4 protein-coding genes are annotated in these 4,886 nt (G+C 52.2%); 2 read left to right on the top strand and 2 right to left on the bottom strand.

Annotated features, from left to right (window positions below; genetic code table 11):
- Together cas1 and cas2 are read left to right on the top strand one after the other, a co-directional pair.
- On the top strand, window positions 1–1,638 hold a 1,638-nt coding region (cas1, locus tag K0B01_14525; GenBank protein ID MBW6487357.1), incomplete at its 5' end, for a CRISPR-associated endonuclease Cas1.
- Window positions 1,639–1,643: 5 nt separating this feature from the next.
- Window positions 1,644–1,931, top strand: a complete 288-nt coding sequence (gene cas2, locus K0B01_14520; GenBank protein ID MBW6487356.1) for a CRISPR-associated endonuclease Cas2 — start codon at window positions 1,644–1,646, stop codon at window positions 1,929–1,931.
- Between the two features lie 681 nt (window positions 1,932–2,612).
- Here cas2 and K0B01_14515 read toward each other — a convergent pair.
- Together K0B01_14515 and K0B01_14510 are read right to left on the bottom strand one after the other, a co-directional pair.
- Window positions 2,613–4,454 carry a hypothetical protein gene (locus K0B01_14515; GenBank protein MBW6487355.1) on the bottom strand — a complete coding sequence of 614 codons (1,842 nt, stop codon included), beginning with the start codon at window positions 4,452–4,454 and terminating at the stop codon, window positions 2,613–2,615.
- A 57-nt stretch (window positions 4,455–4,511) separates the two neighbouring features.
- Window positions 4,512–4,886, bottom strand: a 375-nt coding sequence (locus K0B01_14510; protein MBW6487354.1) for a DUF4338 domain-containing protein, incomplete at its 5' end; no start/stop codon positions are given.

Raw genomic sequence — 4,886 nt, 5'->3', positions numbered from 1 at the left:
ATGCTGAATGAGCATGTCTATTGCCCGCGGCTGGCCTATCTGATGTGGGTGCAGGGTGAATTTGCCCATAATGAATTTACCGTGGAAGGGTCGATCCGTCATCGCCGGGTGGATAAGAAAGGGGGCGCGGCGCTGCCCGAACAGCCGGAAGAAGAGGAAAACATCCACGCTCGTTCGGTCAGTTTGTCGTCGGAAAGATTGGGGATAATCGCCAAGCTGGATCTGGTGGAAGGGGAGGGGGCGCTGGTTTCGCCGGTGGATTACAAGCGCGGCAAGCGCCCGCATATTCCGGGGAACGTCTATAATCCCGAGAGGGTGCAGCTCTGCGCGCAAGGACTGCTGTTGCGGGAGCACGGCTACAAGGTAGATGAAGGGGTGATCTACTTCTGCGCCTCCCGGGAACGGGTGCGGGTGCTCTTTGATGATGAGCTGATCGAACTGACCATGTTGGCAATTGGCGAAATCTCTCGGAATGCTTTACAAAGTGAAGTCCCCGCGCCGCTCGAAGACAGCCCCAAATGTCCGCACTGCTCGTTGGTTGGGATCTGCCTGCCGGATGAGGTAGGTTTCCTGTCTCATGCGCCGGTTGAGCCACGGCCGATTATTCCGGCAAAGGAAGAAGGGTTGCCTCTTTATGTGCAGTCCCCCCGCGCCTATGTCCGCAAGGATGGCGACAATCTGATAATTGAGGTGGAAAAACAGAAGGTGGCCGAAGCGCGTCTCGGGGAGACATCCCAGGTGGTGCTGTACGGCTATGCGGCGCTGACCACGCCGGCCCTGCACGAATGCATGCGCCGCGAGATTCCGGTTACATATAACTCATACGGGGGATGGTTTATCGGGCATACTGTGGGCACCGGACACCGCAATGTCGAGACGCGCGCCAATCAGTACAGGGCAAGCTTCGATAAAGAGGTCTGCCTGAAACTTGCCCGGCGCATGGTGATTGGCAAAATAGCCAACTGCCGCACCTTGTTGCGCCGCAATTGGCGTGGCTCGGAGGCGGATGAAAAGGCGCCCGCCGATCTGCTCATAAATATGCAGGATGACCTTCGCCAGGCGGCCAAGGCTTCATCGCTGGAATCGCTTCTCGGGATCGAAGGCGCGGCGGCGGCGCGCTATTTTCAGCAGTTCGGGAATCTGTTGAAGACGGATGTCGAAAATTGCGGTTTTGATTTTGCCACCCGTAATCGCAGGCCTCCCAGAGATCCGATCAACGCGATGCTCTCTTTTGCCTATTCGATGCTGGTGCGGGAATGGACGATAACGCTGTCGGCGGTGGGGCTTGATCCGTATCGAGGGTTCTACCACCAGCCTCGCTTCGGACGGCCAGCGCTCTCGCTCGACATGATGGAGCCGTTTCGCCCGCTGGTCGCTGATTCCGTCGTGCTGATGGCGGTAAACAACGGCGAGGTGCGCGCCGACGACTTTGTTTATGCCGCGGGAAGCTGCAATCTCAACGAAAGTGGACGTAAACGCTTTATCGCCACGTTTGAACGGCGGATGAGCCAGGATGTGACTCATCCTATTTTTCGCTACCGAATCAGCTACCGGCGACTCTTCGAGGTGCAGGCGCGGTTGCTGGCGAGGAATCTTGCCGGCGAGATTCCCGGATTTCCAGTTTTTATAACGAGGTAGAGGCGATGGAGCATCTTTTTATAGTCAGCTATGATGTGAGTGAGCCCAAGCGGTGGCGGCGGGTGTACAGAACGATGCGCGGCTATGGCCAATGGGTGCAGTTATCTGTTTTTCAATGTAGAATGAGCAAAACCCGCCAGGTGCAACTGGAGGCTGTTCTGGGCGATATCGTAAACCAGAAGGAGGATCATGTTCTTTTGCTTGATCTTGGACCGGCTGAAGCTGTAAAACCACGAGTAAGCAGTATCGGCAAACCGTTTGAGCCGATCGTTCCGGCGCCTGTAATTGTCTGATAAGTCGCCGCAAACCCGCGACCGCTGTTGTGCCGCGCAAAAGGACGGCAGCGCTCGTAGTTAGTTAAGAGCTTGATTTCTCGTGAAAAGGAGGTGGTGTGATGACCGTTGTCTTTCCTGATTGCTCGTATGTTCCACCATGTTGGCAGGAGCGCTCGCAAGGCAGCATTTCAATGCTTACAGTTGTTGGATTGCAGAAGGGTCCATTTTCCGGGGCAGCAATGCCCCGGCCTCATTGAAGCTCCATATCGATCATGTCAGCCATTCTTCCTCTCCCATTTTCCGGGGCAGCAATGCCCCGGCCTCATTGAAGCAGCCTGGATTGCGAAATCCTTACGATTTCCTTCACCATTTTCCGGGGCAGCAATGCCCCGGCCTCATTGAAGCTAATATACGCTTTAACCAATGAATTAATCATAACTGAGGTGATTTAGTATCGCGATGTTGGTATGCGGCATTTGTGCCGAAAAAGGTGGAACATGGCTTTGGCGATGGCGATTTTAGGAGAAAATGAGGTTCCGGGGTCAACTGCAAGTAAGTTGACTGGCGATTTCGAGCCAAGAGGTGTTCAAGTGATGGTCAAAGGCACAAAAAAGCGAGTAAAAAGGCGTAGTTCATTCCGGCACCTGTTGAGGATGGTGGATGGCAGAACATTTTGTGGGGCAAGTGCTTGAGTGTTATTCATTCCCGCTGGATCAGCTTCATGATGAACGCGGGGACTTTAGGCGGTTTGAGGAGGAGTTTCAGTTTGTTTTTGGTTTCCGCGTTGGATTCGTTGAGGTATTTTCTAAAGAGGGTGGTGACTTTGGCAACAAAAGAGAGTGCCCTTTTCAGGATGATGACGATTCCGGTCATCTGGGCGAGGATGTCGGCTCTTTTTTTGTTACGAACTCTGGGCTTGCGGAGGATCGGCGTATCCTCCTTGGCGGCGCTGTTGATCCTCTCCGAGGCGGAACGGTGTTGCTTTAGTTCCTGATATTTTTTAGTTCCCCGGGGGATGGCATTTGTCAGCCGGGGATGCTCTTTGACATACATATGCTTCGTATAGCCGGTTTCGTTGCCGATATGATGACATATGGCTAAATTATAGTTGGCATTCAGTTCTTCGAGCGCCTTTGCTTTGAGCTTTTTGCATTGCTTGAAACAACAGAAGGTCAGCCTCTGGCGTTTCTGGTCAAAGCCGTTGGGGAAGGTCAAAAGCCCGCAGGGGGCGAAGGGTGTTCCCTGCTGGTCGTAACCCCGCTTCAGGAGATCATCTCTTTTGAGTTTTTCATTTCTGCGGTTGTAGTCGATGATGGGAATAGCGCCTTGGTTGCGGATGTAGTTATAATTGCTGATGATGTCGTATTTTGAGTCGGCGCAATCTACCGCCGTTTTACAGGCATGATGCTTAAGTATCTGTTCTCTGTTGATCACAAGATAGCTTCCCTCTTCGGCGTTTCCAGCAATGTTTGTGACAGCCACGGGCAGTTCGATACCCAGCAGAGGTTCTACAGAAGTAGAGATAATGGCGTTGTAGCCGAAGACCTTCTCTTTTTTGTCGGGGTATAAGGGATGCCTTCTGACGCCTACTCTGGCATCGGTGTCCTTGGGAAGTTTGGGGCAGACCATCGTCATGGCGCCATCAAGATCGATTTCATTGACATGTGAGCGTATTGTCTGGATGCAAAGCTGCTGACGATCCAGCTCATCTTTTACGCCGAAGAGGAGGGCGGTATTGATCTGTTCCTGGGAAGGTTCTCCATCAGAGAAGGCAAGGCGGAATGAGAACAGCTCGATTTTTGGTTTTTCGATGTCTTTGGGGAAGCGATCGGAAGGACATTCGGCATAGACGCGGATATCCGAGCCCAGACCATTTTCCGGCATATGATCAAGACGATAGAGGATGCGCTGGCGGACTTTTCCGATTACATTCTGGACGGTTATCAGGGAGCATTCATTGCAGAAGTAAGTGCAGCCTTTGTATCTGGCCCAGGAAGGATAGAGGGTGCCGTCATGGGAGATAATCTTGAAGCGAATCATTTCAAGCTCATGGAAGATGTCCACGAGGACATGAAAGATGTCATTGTATCTTTTTTCTCCGATGCGCTTGCGGAAGTTGGAGAAGGTTCCTTGGGAAGGGATGTTTTCAGTAACGCCGGCATAGCGCCGATATTCACTCCCCCTTTTCTCATCCCGCAGCACCGTCAGAAAGGCGTTCATGTCGGGGTAGCCGTCAACATGCCGAAACAAATCCAAAAGAAAGAGTGTCGCCGGGTCATAGCAGGGAGGCCCAAAGATGCTGTAGGCATCCGCCGCCAGAGAGCGAACAAAGGAAAAGTCAATCAGTGAGGTGATCATGCATGCATATCCGCCCTGCGCATCCCCCTTGGGGTCGATAGAAACGAATTGTTTCCGGAAGATATACTGAGACAGGAGCTGGGGCTTGGGGAAGGAATTCTTGTGGAGCACAGACAGATTTTCATTGATCTTGATCAGCTTTTTCGCTATGTTGCCGATGGTAAATTTGTGAAGGGGAATCACGTTTACCTCCGATCCGGGCGGAGGTTGGAGCTTCTGCCCGGATCAACTAACGAAAATTCATCTGCCTTCTATCAGTTTCGCTCTAAAATCTTTCCGCAGAGGATAAAGAAAGACATCCTTAATCAGACCGTGGACAAGATGATCATGCCCCCTTTTGGCGGTACCTTTGGTTTGCCCCACGCAGATCCAGTTTGCGGCTTTGTAGCAGGTTCCCAGAAAACGTTCTTTTTCCACAAACGTTTCAAGAAGATATACGGGTTGTTGATAGACAGCCATCCAGTCGAGAGCGATGCGGCGGGTATTCATGGCCAATAGTTTGGAAGCAAGGCATTTGATTGAGACCCAGGGTAAAATGAGAAAACGAGTATTATTGACGACAAAGGCGAGGTTATTTCCCTTGGTTGGCTTGTCCCAGCCGATGAAGGCCTCGCG

Source organism: Syntrophobacterales bacterium (assembly GCA_019429105.1).
In the GTDB taxonomy this organism is placed as follows: domain Bacteria; phylum Desulfobacterota; class Syntrophia; order Syntrophales; family UBA5619; genus DYTH01.
This window is presented reverse-complemented; position numbering and strand designations above follow the sequence as displayed.